Below are 17,047 nucleotides of genomic sequence, written 5' to 3'. Positions count from 1 at the left end.
GAACTAGGATTTTAGTTTCGCAGGAAGTCTAATAAAGATTACATCTCTTCCTTCAATGTTAGTATCAACATCTTTTAAAATTTTAACTTCTCCACTACTAGTTGTACCACCATGATAGCTTGAAACAACCATAAAATCAATTTCAACATGTGTATCAATATGCTTTAATAGCTCAGCCATAAAAGGCACTGACCCCTTTAATACACCTACTAATAATGGATTCTTACCTGCATAATCTGCAGTTAATTTAGCTCCTAATTCTTTCGTTTTCAGAATAATATCTTCTTCTGAATATAAAACTTTTTTTATATCATTTTCAAGCATGATGTCACCTTTTTTCTAAATTTTCAATATAAAGTTTGCCCTTCATTATATCATGTTCAGAAGGTTTTCTCAAATATGTTCTACCTGCAACAATCACAAATATCAACTCTTTATTTTGCTCCCCAATAACAGCTTCTTCTCTCTCTTTTAGAGTTATTTTCTCATCAATAAATAGACGGCGAATTTTTTTAGTGTGATTTCCTAAAAATATCCTATCCCCTTCTTTTCTTCTTCTTAAAATAATCGGAGAAGTATCATAAATAGGAATAGTAATGTCTGCTTGAGAAATGAATTTTCCATAGGAAAATAAATATTGTGAGAATATTTGTATATTATGCAATTCTAATCTTTTTTCAACCTTAAAACTATCCGTCTTAGGATGGATTTTTGTAATATGAAAACTCTCGTAATCCTTATGAAGAAAATAGCCCGATTTAATAGTATAGTCAATATTGGCTTTAGTTCTAATCAATTTTAATATTACTCTGAACTGTTCTTTACTCACTTGTAAATCTGGAAATTTGCTAATGTAATCTTGCAATAAAAATTCTTGGACAGAATGAGTTTGCCTTAAAAAATCATAGCAGTTTGTTACTTCGATGCTCCTTGTTAGGTCTGTTAAAGCCGTGAATAAACACTCTGTTTCCTCAGAGAGAGTTATGAGAGAATCTTTCAATTGATTATTTTCTCTTTCCAAAGCAGGAAAGTAGACGTTTCTTATTCGATTTCTTAAATAATCAGACGAAGCGTTGCTAGCATCTTCAAAATGAAAAATATTTGGTAATAACTCCTTTTTATATGGAAGAAATGGTCTAATCAATTGACCGTTTGCAAAAGCACTCACTTGCTTAATCCCTGATAAATAGCGTAGCCTGCTTCCTCTTAAAATTCTCATAAATACAGTTTCAGCTTGATCATCAGCATGGTGAGCTGTTACTAAAGCCGTGTAACCTTCTTCACGCATAACTTTTGAAAAAAAATTGTAGCGATGGTTACGTGCTCTATCTTCTGAAAATATTCCTTGAAAATAAGAGATAAAGACAGGGACATCATGTATCTGTCCCCACTGTCTGATATATTCTTCTTCTTTTTCTGATTCTTTTCGCTGTCCATGATTTATGTGTGCAATACCAATACTAATCGATAACTCTTTTTGATACTGGTATAAAAATTGCAACAAATTTATTGAATCAATGCCACCAGAAACAGCAATTAGAACTTTCTGATGAGCGGTAAATAACCCTTTGGATAAGGTATCTTTCAAAATAGTGTTATACATATTATTTTAAAACCTGGTAAACGTCGTCAGCAATCTTAGTGATATCATCGTAAGATGATTTATCCGTAAAGATAATCATAATAAAAGGTTGTTCTGCATAAACAATAGCCGCATCATGTTTGTAGTCATAAGCATCTCCAATTTTATGTGCTACTTTAACTGGTATATTTTTAGGGATTCTTGTATTATCAAAATCAGTCTTTGATAGGTAATTAACAATATCTCCATTTTGATAATAAATTGCTTCCATCATTTTACCCGCAGCTTGTGGAGAAATCTGGCGTTTTTTCATATCCCAGTGCATACCAGAAATTGTGTCTACTTGTGTTTGAAACATTGAATCATATTGATTATTGACATAATAACCTAGCATATTTGTTGCAACATTATCTGATTCCTTGGCAGTTGCTTCAAGTAACTCCTTAACGGTATATAATTTATGATCAGCTTTTTTCTCTAATTTCCCACTACCACTTGGATCATAGCTATTAGGAAATTGATTAACATTATCTTTGTATTCAAATTTGCTGTCCAATGACAGTTTTCCTAATTTTACTTGCTCTTGGCTAGCATAAAGTGTTGCTAATTTTGCAATACTTGCAGAGTACATTGACCTATCAATATTAATACCAGCTACTGTCTGTGTATTTAATTGTTTGATGTATATACCATATTTATCTTTATTATATTTTTCCAATAATACTTCTTGAACCTTAGCCATACGATTATCAGCAACCGATAGATCTTCTACTGATATCCAAAAACCACTGTCCGTTTTATAATAAATACCATGTTCTGTTTCTGCTTGTTCTACTAAATGCACTCTGGAATAAGGTTTTAAATTATTTTTAACTTCACTAACACCATTTGTGTAAGGTGCTTCATAAGTCACAAAAGAAGGTTTTAACCAATAATCCAATGAGACAGATTGCTGCTTAGAAACTAAATCATTAAAAATAGCTTCACGACTAGCCTTTATGAACTGTCCATTGGACAAAGTAAATACTGGAATTCCATTTGAATTAATTGTAAGAGAAACAATCGACAATAAAGTATTTGGAACTAAAGTCTCTCCTGTTATGGTTAAAGCTTCATCTTGAAAACTGCTTATTTCAATTTTTGTAGTTGGTCTCTCTGGAATAGCATCAAAATACATTTCCTTATCCACAACTGTCTGAGTTAAGGCGTATCGTCTATTTTGAGAAAGCGTTAATGGCTCCTCGGTACTTATAGCTGGGATTGATACAAAATATAAGCTACATAATAAGAAGGTTAAAACTTTCTTCATTACTTTTCTCTGCTCTCAATCTTTTCTTTTTCTACAATTGTTTGCCTAAGTTGATAGTTCTTATCAGCTAATTCTTCTAGTTTGTCATCCGAGTAGGCTAGAAAATGTTCTATTGTTTCAATTAAATTATTCATAATTATTTTGGTAAAAGGTCTGGTAATGGGTAAATCATTTCGCCGGTCTTAGAGAAATAATACTTAGCTCGAGCATATTTTTGAACGTAATCTGGATTTTTTAGTTGTTTTGCTAGCAACTTCTGGTTCTCAGTTCTATTAGTTAATGTCTGATAGTCTTTCGTTAATTTTACAACTTCTTGACGACGTTCTTGTAAAGTTCTGTAACTCTTAACTAAATTATAAGTGGGTAAAATAAATAAAAGCATGACAAAAATAAGAACCCAACCCATTAAACGATTTTTTCGGCGTAACTCCTCAGCTTCGTAACGTTTTTTTAGATTCTCATCGTTAATATATTGATTATTTAACTGAACAACATTAGGCTTGCTCATCTGTTTCTATCCTTGTTTCATTAATAATTTCATACATTTTGATAGCATCTTCTTTCTTAGTGCTATCTTTCATTTCTAATACTTTAACGGTCAACAATTTATTACCAAAACGAATTTCAACTTGGTCATTAAGCTTTAGGTCAGTTGATGACTTTGCTAATACGCCATTCACCTTGACACGTCCTTTGTCTGCAACTTCTTTAGCAACGGGACGACGCTTAATGATACGCGACACTTTTAGATACTTGTCTAATCTCACTGATGATCACATCCTTCTATCTAAATTAACTCTACTATTTTAGCATTTTTTTTGAAAAATATCTGAACTGATAATATTTGTCAATATAATGTAACAAAAAGAGAGCTAATAGCTCTCTTAATTCTCTCAAATATCAAGTAAAAAACTTCTATTTTAATAACCTCTAAAAATATTTATGTCTTTCAAAAGTTGAGATGTTTGACGTGAAACATAATGTTGCTCGTACTATTCTTCTTGAACCAAACATTTTCTAAAAGAGTATCCAAATTTCCTTGCAACTTTTCACTTAGTTATTCTTCTACTGGTTTACGTGACTTAATCTCGATAAAACATTCGGCAAATTTTAGAAGTTCTTCAATAATTTCATAATTTTTCTTATGTTTGATATTAAAAACAACTTCCATCTTACCATTTGTTTCGCTAATTCTAGCCTTAAGTTGAGTTTTTGATAGTGCTTCAAAATAATCTTGAGTTAAAAAATACTTCAAAGATGCTTTTTCAAATAGGATGCTTATTTCATTACCTTTTCTTTCTACTAATTCAGTAAAGGCAAGGTCCAGATAAGCTTTTAAAAGTCCTATTTCTAAAAGGTATGCAACTTGATCAGGATATTCTCCAAAACGATCTATTAACTCATCTTGTAAGGCTTCATAATCAGCCCTAGTTTCTAATTCACGAATACGCTTATATATTTCTATTTTTTGGCGCTCATCTGATATATATTCTGCTGGTAAATAGGCGTCAATTTGTAAGGCTAATTCAGCATTACCTTTTTGACGAATTAATGATTTCCCTTGTTTGGTGGCAATCGCTTGCTCTAGAAGCTGTGAATACATCTCGAATCCAACCGAATCAATAAAACCACTTTGTGAAGCTCCTAAAATATTTCCTGCACCACGTATAGATAAATCACGCATCGCTATTTTAAAACCAGATCCCAATTCTGTAAACCCTTTGATTGCATCTAGTCTTTTCTCAGAAATTTCTGTTAAAACTTTATCAGGTCTGTACATAAGGTAAGCATAAGCAATGCGATTACTTCTACCCACACGGCCTCTTAATTGATAAAGGGTTGACAAGCCCATATGATCTGCATTTTCAACAAAGAGGGTATTAACATTTGAAATATCGACTCCTGTCTCAATTATTGTCGTTGCAACTAAAACATCGTAATCTCCATTGATAAAGTCTATTAATGTATTTTCTAATTGAATTTCAGACATTTGACCATGAACAAAACCAATACTAGCTTCTGGTACTAACTCCTGAAGTTCTGAAACTTTCTGATCAATAGTGTCAACTTTATTGTAAACATAAAAAACCTGTCCTCCTCTGTCTATCTCACGAATAATAGCTTCTCTAACTAAACCAGGATTTGTCTCCAAAACGTAAGTCTGCACAGGATAACGATTAGTTGGAGGTGTTTCAATGACTGATAAGTCTCTAATGCCAAGCATTGACATATGTAATGTTCTAGGTATTGGGGTCGCTGTCAAAGTTAATACATCAACTTTTGTTTTTAATTCTTTTAACTTTTCTTTATGCTTTACACCAAATCGCTGTTCCTCATCAATAACTATTAACCCTAAATCCGAAAATACAACATCTTGAGAGAGAAGTCGATGTGTTCCAATAATAATATCAACTTGGCCCTTAGATAATCTTTTTAGTGTATCTGTTTGTTCTTTTTTGCTACGAAAACGACTAAGTACATCAACTGTAACAGGATAATTGCTAAAACGTTCTTTAAAATTTTCAAAATGCTGCTGGGCTAGAACTGTTGTTGGGACTAAAACAACAACTTGTTTATGGTCATTGACAGCTTTGAAAGCCGCACGCATAGCAACCTCTGTCTTACCAAAACCAACGTCTCCAACCAATAATCGATCCATCGGACGATTACCTTCCATATCCTGTTTAATTTCTTTTATAGACCGCAATTGATCCTCTGTCTCTACATATGCAAAATCATTATCAAAGTCATTTTGCATATTATCGTCAGGAGAAAATGCAAATCCTTGTAATTGACTACGCTCTGCATAAAGTTTCAACAAATCATCAGCAATATCTTCTACTTGCTTTGCAACTCTCTGTTTTGCTTTTTTGAAGCGACCATCATTTAACGTATTAATTTTAGGCTCTTTGCCATCTGCAGAGACATATTTTGTTAGAAGTTCAATTTGTTCTACGGGGATAGAGATACGATCAGCATTTTGATATTGAATAGTCAGATAATCACGATGAATACCTTGTATCTCAATTGTTTCAATACCTAAAAATTTTCCTACGCCATGAACATTATGAACAACATAATCGCCAACTGAAAGTTCATTATAATCTTTTAGACGTTCTGCATTACTAATATTACTGCGTCTAATTTTCCTTTTAACACGCCTATGATAAATCTCACGTTCAGTAATCAGAACAATTTTCTCATCTGCAAAATAAAAACCATTTGAAAGATGCCCAACAATAAGTTGTGACTCCTTTTGAACGATATCGTTTTTATCTGAAATGATTAAATCTAACCCATATTCTTTTAAATTTTCTTGAAGGAGATTTAAACCTTTTTGAGAATCTACTTGCAACAGTACTGTCGCTCCAGATTTCTTATAACGATTGATTTCATCGACCAACAATGGAAATTGATTAAAAAATTCTTGCATTCCATATTGAGTAAAATGATGAAGTTTATCAAATTTCAGATTTCCTAATCCTTTGTGGAAATTTGAAAAGAAGGTTGCTGGTTGGTATTGTCTTAATTGCTTATAAGGATCTGAAAAATAGTTCAAACTAGAATGAGACTTGCCTTGTTGTAAATCTTCCGTCAGAAGGCTAGCTATTTCTAAATCTAACTTAGCATTTCGATCTACAATTTTTTGAAAATCATCAACAAAAAGTGGAGTTCCCTCAGGAATATAGTCTAATATTCCCCATTCTTTTTCATAAAAGATACTTAGAAAACGACGAATATCTGAGTGCTTAAAATGATTCTCAGTTGTAGATAAAACCTCGCTCAAATAGGTGCGTTGTACCTCACTAGCTGTTACTAGATAGCCCTCAAGTTTTTTCTTTGCACGCTCGAAATCTGCATCTTGTAAAATAATATCATCTGCTGGCGAAATCTGTACTGACTCTAATTGTTTAAGAGACTTTTGAGTGTCAATATCAAACTGCCTGATGCCATCTATTTCATCTCCGAAGAATTCCAAGCGATAAGGATATTCTTGTGTCATCTCAAAAATATCTAAAATATCTCCTCTTTGGCTAAATTCACCAGGACTAAATACTTGAGAAACTTTCTGATAACCTAAATTGACTAGGTTCTTACACAATTTATCTAAATAACATTCTTGACCGATTTCAAACTTATATTGACTTTTCGAGAAAACTTCCGGATTTGGTAATAGTAACCTTAAACCACTGATACTAGTAATCAAAACACCGTTTTTTTCTGGATCTTTTAGAAACCTCAGGGCACTGAGTCGTGAAATTGATTTATCTAATGAAGAGAAAATAAACTCTGCTGCAGGAACGTCATCAGCAAAAAATTGATAAACGTTATCTTCTCCAATTAAACTTGATATATCACTTGATAATTTATCAGAATCGGTTTGAGTGGCAGTGACTACCATAATTTTTTTAGATAACTTCTCGTAGGCTGATGCTATGGCAATAGCTTTACTTGCTCCTGAAAACCCCATAACTAATTGGCGACTATTAGTTACTAATCCAGAGTGCCATGTCCACACCACTTTATTTTGGCTAAATAATTCTATAATATTCATTTTAAACCGTTGTATTTCTGCATTGTTTTTTGAAAATCATTCGTCTGTAAATAATAATTGACAGCATTGTCAACCTTATCAAGGGTATTTAATATCATAATTTCATCATTTTTATCAAATTTCCCTAGAACATGATTAATAACTGTCATACGTCCATTCGGACGTCCTATACCTACTTTAATACGATCAAATTCTTGAGTACCTAAATGAGCAATAATAGACTTGATACCATTATGTCCCCCAGCAGATCCTTTTTGACGAAAACGTATTTTACCGACTTCCATGTCTAAATCATCATATATGATAATCATATCCTTAATAGAAATGTTGTAGTAAGTAAGCAGGGCTTTTACAGCAATACCACTGTTATTCATAAAAGTAGTCGGTTTGATAAAATAAATTTTTTCACCGTTGATAAAATCACTACCTATCTCTGCTTTAAAATTTTTATCTTCTGTAAAGTTGACGTCAAGGTCTTTTACAATTCTGTCAACAGCCATAAATCCAATATTATGTTTTGTATCATTATATTTACTTCCTGGATTTCCTAATCCAACAATCATTTTTACCATTATCTTCTCCATTAAAACGCAAAAATGGTTAAGGATATTAACAATATCCTTAACCTAAAAGTTAACAAATCGATTATTTATTACTAGACATTGAAACGGAATTCCATGATATCGCCATCTTGAACAATATACTCTTTTCCTTCTTCACGTAACCGGCCAGCTTCTTTTACTGCTTTTTCAGATCCATATTGAATAAGGTCATCATATGACATCGTTACTGCACGAATAAAACCTCTTTCAAAATCTGAATGGATAATACTAGCAGCTTGTGGAGCTTTTATACCACGCTTAAACGTCCAAGCGCGAACCTCTTTTTCACCAGCAGTAAAGTAAGTTCCAAGGCCTAAAAGATGATAAGCAGCTCGTGTTAATTTATCAACACCAGATTCTGTTAATCCAATAGCTTCTAAAAATTCTAACTTATCTTCATCATCAAGTTCAGATATTTCTTCTTCAGCTCGAGCAGAAATCACGACTACTTCTGCATTCTCTGTTTCTGCAAATGCACGAATTTGATTAACATAGTCGATATCATCAGGATCAGCTACTTTGTCCTCATCAACATTAGCAACATATAAAACAGGTTTAGTTGTTAATAAAAAAAGACCTTTAACAACTTTTGCTTCCTCTTCTGTAAACTCAATGGTACGAGCTGATTTCCCATCTTCCAAAACAGGTTTAATCTTTTGTAAAACATTGAACTCTGCTACTGATTCTTTATCTTTTTGAGTTCGTGCCATTTTTTCAACACGCGCATAACGTTTATTGATTGACTCTAAATCAGCTAAGATTAATTCAAGATTAATAGTATCAATATCTGCTATAGGATCAACGAAAGCATCCTCACGACCTTGTTCACGCATAACATTTTCATCATCAAACGCACGTACCACATGAACAATAGCATCCACTTCACGAATATTAGCTAAAAATTTATTACCTAGACCTTCCCCCTTCGAAGCACCTTTAACAATACCTGCAATATCAGTAAATTCAAAGGTTGTCGGAACTGTTTTTTTAGGCGTAATCAATTCTGTCAATTTTTGTAGACGCTCATCTGGTACTTCTACCATACCAACATTGGGATCAATAGTCGCAAAAGGATAATTAGCAGCTTCTGCTCCTGCTTTTGTAATTGCGTTAAATAAAGTTGATTTACCAACATTTGGTAAGCCTACAATACCTGCTGTTAAAGCCATTTAGTGAGTCTCCATTCAAATTTCAATCAAGACTATTATATCAAAAAATAGAAGAAAAAGCGGTATGATAAGAAGAAAATTTCAGATTTGCTTATCATTATGCCACTCTTTCACCTTCATTTAAATTATCCACTCCGAAACAAAGGGAATACCTAGAGCTTATAAGAAAGTTAATATAGCTAAAATAATTAGTAGAGATCGAATAATATTTCGAAAAATAAACCAATAAATTTTATTGTATTTTCGTAGATCAAGGGGTTTATTTTCATAAATACGTTCAACTTTAACTTCATTTGTTTTAGCTAAAACATGTTCATCTAAGCTCACGTCAAAAATCTCAGCTAACCTGATTAAATTATCCAAATCTGGTGTGGTATCCCCATTTTCCCATTTTGATATGACTTACCGAAAAATAAATAACTGTTCTGCAACTTTCGTCATTGTCAATGACCACCTTTCTTCTTTCGATAACATTAGAATAGCTAATTTTCCAACGGCATACTAGCATTATTTAGGAAAGTATTGGTTGCAAATATAGCTATAATTATTTGTTTAAAAGGACTTTCATGGTTGCAGTACTTTTTTTAATTTTCGCTCAAAATCATAACGACTCATCATAATCACATGCTGACAGTTAGTACACTGAATTTTAATATCAGCTCCTACTCTCAGTACCTTCCATTGATTAGCCTTTTTACCAGTTTCTTTAATTACACAAGCATGAGGTTTTTTCATTTCAACAAGTGATCCAACTTGATACATCTTTTCTCCTTACATATATAAATACCTTTTTTGACATTTTAAACTAATCTGATCTAACTCAACTATTTCGCCATCTATTTCAATCAAACTATTTTTAGGAAAATATACGGTCATAGCTTTGAAAGTCTGGTGTTTTATACTTTTAGAGGTAGTATGCCTTTTAAAAACCAAAGATAATAAAATACTTAATCGTTTTAGAAAAGTATGCCCTTTAGCGTAAACCATATCTAACTCTGCAGTTAAAGCACTTGCTTTAGGCCAAATAGTAATGCCACCTCCAAAATAAGTGTTATTTGCTAATGCGAAAAAATAAAGGTCATTTAGTTTTATCTGCTGTCCTGTCTCTCCTTCCACTAATACTTGTACTTTAGAAGAATGTAATAATGATTTGATAGCTATAACAATGTAAGTTATTTTTCCTAGACGATATCTATTCAAAATATTTTTTATTTTAGAGTTAGATGCTTTCCAAACGACATAGGCTGCAAAACCTAAATCTAAACTATTCAAAATCAGCCCTTTATCATAAATAAAGCAATTAATTTCCTTTAATCTTTCTGTCTGAATAGCGGTAAGGGTTTCTTTGAGGTTAGGAATTTTCAAAGCTCTGGCAAAATCATTTCCCGAACCAACAGGATAATAAGCGCACGGAATATGTTGGGGGAGATAAGTCATTACTTTTGATAAGGTACCATCTCCTCCTATAATCATTAGATGATCACTTTCTTTAAAAGACCTTAGTATATTAATGACTTGTTTTTTTTCATCATCTTTCTGTTCTGTATAGAACACAGAAATATCTTCAGTATGATAAAGCTCCTGAATTTTACCAACAATAGTGGAGGCATTTTTATTACCAGCATGGGGGTTAGCTATTATATATAGAGTCATATTACTCATCATTATAGCATATCTTAGAATAAGAAAACTACCCAAGAATAACTTGGGTAGTTTTCTTATTTAGTTAGTACGAACAGGAGTTATTAATTGGATGAAATCTTCAGTATCTTCACCAGGTGTCAAAGTAAATGGACGTACTGGAGAAATAAATCGAATCGTAACTGTTTCGCTTTTTACTGCTTTTAAAGATTCAATTAGGTAAGTTGGATTAAAGCTAATATTTAAACTATCACCTTTAAGACTAACAGTATCCAATTCCTCATTAACTTTACCAACTTCTGGAGAGTTTACATGAGCTGAGACTGTCTCATTTTGAATTTCTAAACGAACAGTACCGTTCTGAGTTGCATTCGAAATTAAATAAGCACGTTCCATAGCATGGCGTAAAGCATTTGTATTAAAGATAATTTCGGTTTCAAACTGATTAGTTAGGAGGCGATCAGTATCAGGGTAGTTTCCTTCAAGCAAACGTGTATAGAAGCTGATATTTTCACTTCTAAATAACATTTGACTATCTGAGAAGAAAACCTCTACAGTTTCAATATCATCTGTAAAAACAGCCGAAAATTCTCGAAGGGATTTACTTGGAACAACCAAATCAAAATTATTAGCCGATTTCTCTAATTGGAAAGTGCGTTGACTCATACGGTGTGAATCTGTCGCAACAGCCTTAAAGTATTTATTTTGACTGATAACCAAATGAACACCTGTTAAGATTGGACGGCTTTCTTGTTGGCTAGCAGCAAAAGCAGTTTCATTAATAATTGATTTTAACAGTTTAGTTTCTAATGTTAATGGAGTATCTGTTGTCATTTCCTGCAGACGAGGGTATTGATCGACATCCTTACCTTTCAAAGTAATCTCTGATTTTCCACTAGTAAGAACAATTTGATGTTGTTCAATCTCTGTAAATTCTAAAGTTACATCTGGTAAACTTGAAATAATATTAATAAAGAAACCAGCTTCTAACAAAATAGAGCCTGGATTCGTTACTAGTAAACCTGCATTTTCATTTGAAGCAGGAATAGTATTTTCAATTGAAATTTGTCCATTTGACCCCGTTAAAATGATAGCATCCCTAGTCACTTCTATTTTAACAGTTGAAAGGATTGGAATCGCATTTTTATGACTAATAGCTCGTTTGGTTACCGTTAGAGCATGCAAGAAGAAATTTTTATTTATTGAAAAATGAATCATAGTATATCCTTTATATATTAGTATAAATTTAGTAGTAATAGTAGGTCCTGTTAAAGTTGTGAATAAGTATTATAACTTTAATATTCATAAGGAAAATAACTTGTTCACAACCTGTGGAAAAGTCTCGTATTTTTCTGATACTTATCCACAAAGCCTATCTGATTTTATTTTTGATAGTTTCTATCTCAATTCGTAAGTTGTCATCTTGAGCAACCATATTTTTTATTTTATTATAAGCGTGGAGAACAGTTGAGTGATCTCGTCCCCCAAATTCTTTACCTATTTTTGGGAGACTGTTATCTGTCATCTCACGAGCTAAGTACATGGCTACCTGTCTTGCAAGGACAATATCTTGTGTTCTTTTAGTTGCTTTTATCTCTTTTACAGTTACGCCATAGAATTTACCAACTTGTATTTGAATTTCTTCTATAGGAATGACAGTAACAATAGGACCATCATTTTTACGTGCTCTGATAGCTTCTGCAGCTATATCTACTGTAATAGTTTTAGCATGCTTAAAGTCAGCAACTAGACTAATATTTTTCAAGGCTCCTTCTAATTCACGTACGTTGGAATCAAATTCTCCTGCTAAGTATTCAATGGTATCTTGAGGAAAATCATAAGGATATTCTTGAATTTTATTGGTTAAAATAGCAACTCGTGTTTCAAAATCAGGTGGTGTGATATTTACTGGGAGTCCCCAACTAAAGCGCGTGACTAGACGTTCTTCTAGATCATTTAATTGATTTGGATTTCGGTCACTGGTCAATACGATTTGTTTATCGTTTGTATGTAAAGCATTGAAAGTATTGAAGAACTCCTCTTGGGTCCCCCCTAAGGTTTTCTTAGCAAGCGACTGAATATCATCAATCAGGAGTAAGTCTAAGTTGCGAAACTTTTCTTTTAATTCTTCCATCGAATCTAAACGAATATGACTGACAAATTCATTAATAAAATTCTCAGCAGTGATGTATAAAACCCTCGCGTTTGGATTATCTCTTAAGACTTGATTTCCAATAGCATTTAGTAGATGCGTCTTTCCTAGACCAGGTCCCCCCCAGATAAATAGAGGATTATAAGTCGTGCCAGGACTATCAGCTACAGCAATTGATGCTGAAACAGCCCATCTATTTTCATCTCCTTGAACAAAATTAGCAAAAGTATATTTCTCTTTAAGGTTAGAGTCGATTTTTCTAATTGGTAAAGTATTTACTTCATTGCTAGATTGCTGGTAGTTAGAAAAACTAGTTTCTTGTAAATGTAAATCGTTTGAGACATAGTTAGCTGTAATTTCAGCATTGAAAATTTCAAAACCAGCTGTTAGGATAACAGGCCCCAAATTTTGTTCCCAGAATAGCTTTTTCATTTCAATGTTATCTAAAGTAATAACTGCAGTTTGATGTTCAATTTTGAGGAGTCTAGCCTCTAGAACAAAAAATTCATAAGCTGCTGGTGCTATTTGAGAACGAGATAGCTCTAGTACTCTATTCCAAAATAGTTGTTCGTTTTCCGTCATAGCTTCTTCCTTATTGTCTTGTGGATAATTATTGTTATATTGTACCATAAAAAAATAAAGTTTTCCACAGATGTTGAAGAATAAAATCAACAATGTTAATTAAAGTTTTCCACAGACTGTGGAAATTAGAGAATCAACAGAAAAATAGCAAAATACCTTGTGGATAAGTTTGATTAAATAAAAAAATAATCAACACCCTTATTTTAGAGTGTTGATAATTCTGTTTAATTCTTCTTGGTTAGCGAAAGCAATCTTTATATTGCCAGCACCATCTTTATTAATAGTAAGTTTCACTTTGCTACCTAGAAATTGAGCTAACTCATTTTCTTGATGTTTTAGAAAGACATCTTTATTTTGAAGTGACTTATGATTTGTTTTCTTTTCTTGTTTTAATAACTTCTCTAGTCGTCTTACACTAATATCTTCAGTGAGGATTCTCTGATACCAATCTTTCTGTTGACTAGCATCTGGTAGACTGAGTAGTGCACGCGCATGACCAGAGGAAAGTTTTCCTTCTTCAATAGCTGAAGTAATTAGTGGCGGTAAATTTAGTAGTCGTATCGTATTTGATATATAGGGACGAGATTTTCCCATATATTTTGCTAACTCTTCATGTGTCATACTTTTCTTTTGTAGAAGTTGAGAGTAGGCTTTAGCCTCTTCAATAGGTGACAAATTAGATCGTTGTAAATTTTCGACAATAGCTAATTGCATACTATCATCATTATTATAGGATTTTATAATTGCAGGTATACTTTCCAATTTAGCTAACTTTGCGGCTCTTAGCCGTCGTTCTCCGGCTACCAGTTCGTAACCAAAGACTGCTGACGGTCTTACAATAATGGGTTGGATAAGGCCATTAATTTTAATAGAGTTGGCTAATTCTTCTAGTTCTTTTGTATTAAATTCTAGGCGAGGTTGATACGGATTTGGAGCAATATGATTGATGTTGATCGTTTCTAAATATTCCATTTTAGACCTCAGATTCTATAGACTTACTAAAGGGATTGGTCTATCTGACCAACCCCTTTAATTTTACTATATCTTAGTTAAAATAACTAGAATTGATTTAGTTATTTGCTCGTTGTTTAGCTAAATCTTTACTAGTTTTAGTAAGTTTTATAGTGACTGTTTGTTTATTTTCACCACGATAAAAGGTTACTGTTATGGAATCCCCTACCTGGTGGCCATAGAGTAAACTTTGTAAATCACTTGGAGATACTACTTCTTTATCGTCAACTTTAGTAATGACATCGTATTTCTTTAGTTTGCCTTGAGCTGGCATGCCAGATTGGATAGATGCTACTACAATACCATTAGTAACATTACTTGGGATTTTCAGTTTACTAATAACATCGGATGGTAAATTACTTAATCCAGCCATAGAAATACCTAGAGCAGGTCTCTCTACTTGTCCGTTACTCTCAAGTTGATTGATAATCTTAACAACATCATTTGAAGGAATGGCAAATCCCATACCTTCAACGCTATTTCCTGACGATTGTCCTGAGGTTTGATTTGATGTAGAAGAAATTTTACTAGAATTAATTCCAATAACCTGTCCTTCAATATTGATAAGTGCTCCACCTGAATTACCAGGATTGATAGCAGCATCAGTCTGGATAGCATTTGTAGAAACTGTTTGTCCTTCTTCATTAGTCATTGTTACAGTTCTTTTTAAACTAGATACAATACCTTGAGTTACAGAATTTGCATACTCAGTTCCAAGAGGGCTTCCGATCGCTATAGCAGTTTCACCAATGTTGAGTTTTGATGAATCAGCAAATTCTGCAATATTTGAAACCTTATCTGATGGAATTTTGACGACGGCTAAATCAGAGTAGGTATCTGACCCAACAAGTTTCCCAACTGCTTTTGAGCCATCAGCTAGTTGAATTTCAATTTGTTTAGCCCCATCAATGACGTGGTTATTAGTGACAACATAGGCATTTTTACCATCTTTTTTATAGATGACTCCAGAGCCTTCACCGTAAACTTGTAAGCCCTTATCAGTGTTGCCCCCCTGATTACCAAAAAAATGACTATAGAAGTCTGATAGGTCAGAACGACTCTCTTGTTGTTTATAATTGATAACAGAAACAACACTATTTTGTACCTTTTTAACAGCTTTTGTTGTAGGCGTTATGTTATTATAATTTACTTTACTAGTTTTAGTGACACCACCATTTGGAATATTGTCATTATGATTCATGACAAAACTAGCAAATGCTCCACCAGCAAAGCTAACAATAATGATTAGAGAACACTTTAGAAGTGATGAGACTAATTTTTTTTTCACAAATAGCTACCTCCGTAAATTTTTATACTAATCTTATGACAAGCTTCTTAATTATACCTTAAAAGCTAAAAAAAGGAAATATCCACAACTTGTGGATAACCTTGATTATAGTTATAGAATACCTATAAAATAAGGGGATATGTAAGGATAAACATGTGGATAAATTGTGAAAATATTGTGGATTATGTTATAATGTAGCTATGAAATTAAAAATAATTACAGTTGGAAAATTGAAAGAGAAATACCTTAAAGAAGGTGTTGCAGAGTATCAGAAACGTCTGAATCGCTTTTCTAAAATTGAGACAATTGAGCTAGCTGATGAAAAGACACCTGATAAAGCTAGTATATCTGAAAATCAAAGAATTTTAGATATAGAAGGGGAACGTATTTTGAGTAAAATAGGTGAGAGGGATTATGTCATTGGTTTAGCTATAGAAGGGAAACAATTGCCATCTGAATCATTTAGCCATCTAATCGATCAAAAAATGATATCCGGCTACTCTACTATTACTTTTGTTATTGGTGGTAGTTTGGGTTTATCTCAAAAAGTGAAAAAACGTGCTGATTATTTAATGAGTTTTGGACTGTTAACCTTACCTCATCAACTTATGAAATTAGTCTTGATGGAACAAATTTATCGTGCTTTTATGATTCGTCAAGGCACTCCTTACCACAAATAATCGTTCCATTTATGAAACAACTGCTAAAAACAAATAAAAAGCCTAGATAATCTATCTAGGCTTTCAATATCTGATTCCAGCAGGATTCGAACCTGCGACCGTTCGCTTAGAAGGCGAATGCTCTATCCAGCTGAGCTATGGAACCATCAACTCTGTTATTCTACCAAAATATTAGGCAGGCTGTCAAGTTTTCATATGTACTATTTATGAGTTGGAAATATATTTTTTTGCTCATAAGTAGGTTCAATTTTTTTGTAAAAATTATTGAACAAAAGTATAGACAAACCTTTTTTTTCTGATATAATATTAAGAGTACTAAGGAAACACCTAACCTATGGTCCGTTGGTCAAGGGGTTAAGACACCGCCTTTTCACGGCGGTAACACGGGTTCGAATCCCGTACGGACTATTGATAACTGCTTTGCAGTTTTTTATTTATCCGGCATAGCTCAGTTGGTAGTAGCGCATGACTGTTAA

16 protein-coding genes, 3 tRNA genes and 1 pseudogene (1 of these 20 running past the window's edge) are annotated in these 17,047 nt (G+C 33.0%); 3 read left to right on the top strand and 17 right to left on the bottom strand.

Annotation, left to right across the window (positions count from 1 at the left end; genetic code table 11):
• Positions 1-30 precede the first annotated feature (30 nt).
• The 16 genes and pseudogenes from HMPREF2818_RS03675 to HMPREF2818_RS03600 form a co-directional block, all read right to left on the bottom strand.
• Positions 31-324 (bottom strand): annotated as a pseudogene (locus HMPREF2818_RS03675) (phosphoribosyltransferase); the annotation flags it as partial.
• Between the two features lie 4 nt (positions 325-328).
• Complete coding sequence (gene tilS, locus HMPREF2818_RS03670) at positions 329-1,603, bottom strand: tRNA lysidine(34) synthetase TilS (RefSeq protein WP_000282856.1); 1,275 nt, start codon at positions 1,601-1,603, stop codon at positions 329-331.
• A 1-nt stretch (position 1,604) separates the two neighbouring features.
• Positions 1,605-2,891: a serine hydrolase gene (locus tag HMPREF2818_RS03665; protein WP_000757205.1), complete on the bottom strand. Its 1,287-nt coding sequence runs from the start codon at positions 2,889-2,891 to the stop codon at positions 1,605-1,607.
• Positions 2,891-3,025 carry an SP_0009 family protein gene (locus HMPREF2818_RS03660; RefSeq protein WP_001061058.1) on the bottom strand — a complete coding sequence of 45 codons (135 nt, stop codon included), beginning with the start codon at positions 3,023-3,025 and terminating at the stop codon, positions 2,891-2,893. The genes HMPREF2818_RS03665 and HMPREF2818_RS03660 overlap by 1 nt, the downstream gene beginning before the upstream one ends.
• 2 nt (positions 3,026-3,027) lie before the next feature.
• The gene (locus tag HMPREF2818_RS03655; protein WP_000042845.1) at positions 3,028-3,399 is read right to left on the bottom strand and encodes a septum formation initiator family protein; all 372 of its coding nucleotides are present in this window, start codon (positions 3,397-3,399) and stop codon (positions 3,028-3,030) included.
• The gene (locus tag HMPREF2818_RS03650; protein ID WP_001234967.1) at positions 3,386-3,658 is read right to left on the bottom strand and encodes an RNA-binding S4 domain-containing protein; all 273 of its coding nucleotides are present in this window, start codon (positions 3,656-3,658) and stop codon (positions 3,386-3,388) included. Before HMPREF2818_RS03650 ends, HMPREF2818_RS03655 begins: the two co-directional genes overlap by 14 nt.
• A 290-nt stretch (positions 3,659-3,948) precedes the next feature.
• Positions 3,949-7,446, bottom strand: coding sequence for a transcription-repair coupling factor (mfd, locus tag HMPREF2818_RS03645; protein WP_001021208.1), 3,498 nt, complete (start codon positions 7,444-7,446; stop codon positions 3,949-3,951).
• Positions 7,443-8,018 carry an aminoacyl-tRNA hydrolase gene (pth, locus tag HMPREF2818_RS03640; protein WP_000240196.1) on the bottom strand — a complete coding sequence of 192 codons (576 nt, stop codon included), beginning with the start codon at positions 8,016-8,018 and terminating at the stop codon, positions 7,443-7,445. The genes mfd and pth overlap by 4 nt, the downstream gene beginning before the upstream one ends.
• A gap of 83 nt (positions 8,019-8,101) precedes the next feature.
• Entirely contained in the window at positions 8,102-9,217 is a 1,116-nt protein-coding gene (gene ychF, locus HMPREF2818_RS03635; RefSeq protein WP_001218687.1) for a redox-regulated ATPase YchF, read from the bottom strand.
• A gap of 159 nt (positions 9,218-9,376) precedes the next feature.
• Positions 9,377-9,616, bottom strand: a complete 240-nt coding sequence (locus HMPREF2818_RS03630; protein WP_079254669.1) for a helix-turn-helix domain-containing protein — start codon at positions 9,614-9,616, stop codon at positions 9,377-9,379.
• Positions 9,617-9,781: 165 nt separating this feature from the next.
• Complete coding sequence (locus tag HMPREF2818_RS03625) at positions 9,782-9,979, bottom strand: DUF951 domain-containing protein (RefSeq protein ID WP_000285199.1); 198 nt, start codon at positions 9,977-9,979, stop codon at positions 9,782-9,784.
• A gap of 9 nt (positions 9,980-9,988) precedes the next feature.
• Positions 9,989-10,882 carry a diacylglycerol/lipid kinase family protein gene (locus HMPREF2818_RS03620; protein WP_000987441.1) on the bottom strand — a complete coding sequence of 298 codons (894 nt, stop codon included), beginning with the start codon at positions 10,880-10,882 and terminating at the stop codon, positions 9,989-9,991.
• Between the two features lie 57 nt (positions 10,883-10,939).
• Complete coding sequence (dnaN, locus tag HMPREF2818_RS03615; protein WP_000581132.1) at positions 10,940-12,076, bottom strand: DNA polymerase III subunit beta; 1,137 nt, start codon at positions 12,074-12,076, stop codon at positions 10,940-10,942.
• A gap of 154 nt (positions 12,077-12,230) precedes the next feature.
• On the bottom strand, positions 12,231-13,592 hold the full coding sequence (gene dnaA / locus HMPREF2818_RS03610; protein ID WP_000138202.1) for a chromosomal replication initiator protein DnaA: 1,362 nt from the start codon (positions 13,590-13,592) through the stop codon (positions 12,231-12,233).
• Positions 13,593-13,790: 198 nt separating this feature from the next.
• A complete protein-coding gene (locus HMPREF2818_RS03605; RefSeq protein ID WP_000456087.1) occupies positions 13,791-14,564 on the bottom strand; it encodes a ParB/RepB/Spo0J family partition protein in 774 nt (257 codons plus the stop codon).
• Between the two features lie 97 nt (positions 14,565-14,661).
• Positions 14,662-15,891 carry a S1C family serine protease gene (locus HMPREF2818_RS03600; protein WP_000728358.1) on the bottom strand — a complete coding sequence of 410 codons (1,230 nt, stop codon included), beginning with the start codon at positions 15,889-15,891 and terminating at the stop codon, positions 14,662-14,664.
• A 200-nt stretch (positions 15,892-16,091) separates the two neighbouring features.
• On the opposite strand from HMPREF2818_RS03600, the gene rlmH reads away from it, so the two are divergent.
• The gene (rlmH, locus tag HMPREF2818_RS03595; protein ID WP_000768335.1) at positions 16,092-16,571 is read left to right on the top strand and encodes a 23S rRNA (pseudouridine(1915)-N(3))-methyltransferase RlmH; all 480 of its coding nucleotides are present in this window, start codon (positions 16,092-16,094) and stop codon (positions 16,569-16,571) included.
• 71 nt (positions 16,572-16,642) lie between these two features.
• On the opposite strand, the gene HMPREF2818_RS03590 is transcribed toward rlmH, so the two are convergent.
• A tRNA-Arg gene (locus HMPREF2818_RS03590) sits at positions 16,643-16,716 on the bottom strand.
• Between the two features lie 191 nt (positions 16,717-16,907).
• On the opposite strand from HMPREF2818_RS03590, the gene HMPREF2818_RS03585 reads away from it, so the two are divergent.
• Positions 16,908-16,979, top strand: a tRNA-Glu gene (locus HMPREF2818_RS03585).
• 29 nt (positions 16,980-17,008) lie between these two features.
• A tRNA-Asn gene (locus tag HMPREF2818_RS10240) sits at positions 17,009-17,047 on the top strand (it continues 158 nt past the right edge of the window).

Origin of the sequence: Streptococcus sp. HMSC076H09, assembly GCF_001811765.1 — a bacterium.
Lineage (GTDB): Bacteria > Bacillota > Bacilli > Lactobacillales > Streptococcaceae > Streptococcus > Streptococcus agalactiae.
Note: the sequence above shows the minus strand (reverse complement) of the source record. Positions and strands in the feature narration are given on the sequence as shown.

Bases quoted from the DNA above. Each gene is read 5' to 3' on its own strand.
- tilS (WP_000282856.1), bottom strand. From the start codon at position 1,603: ATGTATAACACTATTTTGAAAGATACCTTATCCAAAGGGTTATTTACC.
- HMPREF2818_RS03665 (WP_000757205.1), bottom strand. From the start codon at position 2,891: ATGAAGAAAGTTTTAACCTTCTTATTATGTAGCTTATATTTTGTATCA.
- HMPREF2818_RS03660 (WP_001061058.1), bottom strand. From the start codon at position 3,025: ATGAATAATTTAATTGAAACAATAGAACATTTTCTAGCCTACTCGGAT.
- HMPREF2818_RS03655 (WP_000042845.1), bottom strand. From the start codon at position 3,399: ATGAGCAAGCCTAATGTTGTTCAGTTAAATAATCAATATATTAACGAT.
- mfd (WP_001021208.1), bottom strand. From the start codon at position 7,446: ATGAATATTATAGAATTATTTAGCCAAAATAAAGTGGTGTGGACATGG.
- pth (WP_000240196.1), bottom strand. From the start codon at position 8,018: ATGGTAAAAATGATTGTTGGATTAGGAAATCCAGGAAGTAAATATAAT.
- ychF (WP_001218687.1), bottom strand. From the start codon at position 9,217: ATGGCTTTAACAGCAGGTATTGTAGGCTTACCAAATGTTGGTAAATCA.
- HMPREF2818_RS03625 (WP_000285199.1), bottom strand. From the start codon at position 9,979: ATGTATCAAGTTGGATCACTTGTTGAAATGAAAAAACCTCATGCTTGT.
- HMPREF2818_RS03620 (WP_000987441.1), bottom strand. From the start codon at position 10,882: ATGATGAGTAATATGACTCTATATATAATAGCTAACCCCCATGCTGGT.
- dnaN (WP_000581132.1), bottom strand. From the start codon at position 12,076: ATGATTCATTTTTCAATAAATAAAAATTTCTTCTTGCATGCTCTAACG.
- dnaA (WP_000138202.1), bottom strand. From the start codon at position 13,592: ATGACGGAAAACGAACAACTATTTTGGAATAGAGTACTAGAGCTATCT.
- HMPREF2818_RS03605 (WP_000456087.1), bottom strand. From the start codon at position 14,564: ATGGAATATTTAGAAACGATCAACATCAATCATATTGCTCCAAATCCG.
- rlmH (WP_000768335.1), top strand. From the start codon at position 16,092: ATGAAATTAAAAATAATTACAGTTGGAAAATTGAAAGAGAAATACCTT.